The sequence below is a fragment of the Pseudomonas gingeri genome (assembly GCF_013385635.1).
GTDB lineage: Bacteria > Pseudomonadota > Gammaproteobacteria > Pseudomonadales > Pseudomonadaceae > Aquipseudomonas > Aquipseudomonas gingeri_A.
Window position 1 is genome coordinate 1 of the sequence record NZ_JACAPR010000058.1, and the last position, 1,850, is coordinate 1,850.

The window sequence follows — 1,850 nt, forward strand, 5'->3', positions numbered from 1 at the left end:
GCCAACGCCATTCGTGCCCTCAGCATGGATGCCGTGCAAAAAGCCAACAGCGGCCATCCGGGTGCCCCGATGGGCATGGCGGATATCGCCGAAGTGCTTTGGCGCGATTATCTGAAGCACAACCCGAGCAATCCGTCGTTCGCCGACCGTGACCGCTTCGTGCTGTCCAACGGCCATGGCTCGATGCTGATCTACTCGTTGCTGCACCTGACCGGCTACGACCTGTCCATCGACGACCTGAAGAACTTCCGCCAACTGCACAGCCGCACTCCGGGCCACCCGGAATACGGCTACACCCCGGGCGTGGAAACCACCACCGGCCCGCTCGGCCAGGGCCTGGCCAATGCCGTCGGCTTCGCCTTGGCGGAAAAGGTCCTGGGCGCGCAGTTCAACCGTCCCGGCCATGACATCGTCGACCACCACACCTACGTGTTCCTCGGTGATGGCTGCATGATGGAAGGCATTTCCCATGAAGTCGCCTCCCTGGCCGGCACCCTGGGCCTGGGCAAGCTGATCGCCTTCTACGATGACAACGGCATCTCCATCGACGGCGAAGTCGAGGGCTGGTTCACCGACGATACGCCGAAGCGTTTCGAGTCCTACAACTGGCAGGTGATCCGCAACGTCGACGGCCACGATCCGGAAGAGATCAAGACCGCCATCGAGACCGCGCGCAAGAGCGAGCAGCCGACGCTGATCTGCTGCAAGACCACCATCGGTTTCGGTTCGCCGAACAAGCAAGGCAAGGAAGACTGCCACGGCGCCCCGCTGGGTGACGCGGAGATCGCCCTGACCCGTGCGGCGCTGAAGTGGCACCACGGCCCGTTCGAAATCCCCGCCGACATCTATGCCGAGTGGGATGCCAAGGAAGCCGGCCGCGCGGTCGAAGCCGAGTGGGACCAGCGTTTCGCGGCTTACTCCGCGGCCTTCCCGAGCGAAGCCAATGAACTGGTGCGTCGCCTCAGCGGCGAGCTGCCGGCCGACTTCTCGGAAAAGGCCTCGGCCTATATCGCCGAAGTCGCGGCCAAGGGCGAAACCATCGCCAGCCGCAAGGCCAGCCAGAACACCCTGAATGCCTTCGGCCCGCTGCTGCCCGAGTTCCTCGGCGGCTCGGCCGACCTGGCCGGCTCCAACCTGACCTTGTGGAAAGGTTGCAAGGGCGTCAGCGCTGAAGACGCCAGCGGCAACTACATGTACTACGGCGTGCGCGAGTTCGGCATGACCGCGATCATGAACGGGGTGACCCTGCACGGCGGTCTGCTGCCTTACGGCGCGACCTTCCTGATGTTCATGGAGTACGCCCGCAACGCGGTGCGCATGTCGGCGCTGATGAAGAAGCGCGTGATCCATGTCTACACCCACGACTCCATCGGCCTGGGCGAAGACGGTCCGACCCACCAGCCGATCGAGCAACTGGCGAGCCTGCGTTGCACGCCGAACCTCGACACCTGGCGTCCGGCCGACGCGGTGGAATCCGCCGTGGCCTGGAAACACGCGATCGAGCGCAAGGACGGTCCTTCGGCGCTGATCTTCTCGCGGCAGAACCTGCAGCACCAACAGCGCGATGCGGCGCAGATCGACAACATCAGCCGTGGCGGTTATGTGTTGAAGGATTGCGCGGGCGAGCCCGAGCTGATCCTGATCGCCACCGGTTCGGAAGTGGGCCTGGCGGTGCAGGCTTACGACAAGCTGACCGAGCAGGGCCGCAAGGTCCGTGTGGTGTCGATGCCGTGCACCAGCCTGTTCGATGCCCAGGACGCCAGCTACAAGCAGGCCGTGTTGCCGTTGCAGATCGGCGCGCGTATCGCCATCGAGGCCGCGCACGCGGACTACTGGTACAAGTACGTGGG

Annotated in this window: 1 protein-coding gene; it reads left to right on the forward strand. The window is 64.5% G+C overall.

Annotation, left to right across the window (positions count from 1 at the left end; genetic code table 11):
- The coding region (gene tkt / locus HX851_RS33420) for a transketolase (RefSeq protein WP_177066533.1) at window positions 1–1,850 on the forward strand (1,850 nt) is incomplete at both ends.